The sequence below is a fragment of the Streptomyces sp. URMC 124 genome, assembly GCF_051386455.1.
Taxonomy (GTDB): Bacteria; Actinomycetota; Actinomycetes; order Streptomycetales; family Streptomycetaceae; genus Streptomyces.
The window spans coordinates 1-265 of sequence record NZ_JBPQTS010000499.1; the positions used below are offsets into that span (position 1 = coordinate 1).

The following is a 265-nucleotide window of genomic DNA, read 5'->3' on the forward strand; positions in this document are numbered from 1 at the left end:
GTATCGAACACCTTGAACGAGCCGATGGTCATAATAATCAGGATGAAGAACAGCTGCGGCGAAATCATGGGCAGCGTGATTTTGTAGAACACCTTGAACTTGCTTGCGTTATCCAGCGCAGCCGCTTCATAGATGCTGGGCGATATGCTTTGAAGAGCCGCCACGATAATGAGCGTATAGTAGCCGATGGCCTGCCATACGGACACGATGATGATCGACATCAGGGCGGTCTTGGAGCTTTGCAGCCAATCCGAAGGCGGGAGCC

1 protein-coding gene is annotated in these 265 nt (G+C 52.5%); it reads right to left on the bottom strand.

Going from position 1 to position 265, the window contains the following annotated elements; translation table 11 throughout:
• Nucleotides 1–221 (bottom strand): carbohydrate ABC transporter permease (locus ACSNOG_RS33465; protein WP_436756430.1); only part of this gene is annotated, 221 nt, incomplete at its 3' end.
• Nucleotides 222–265: the final 44 nt, after the last annotated feature.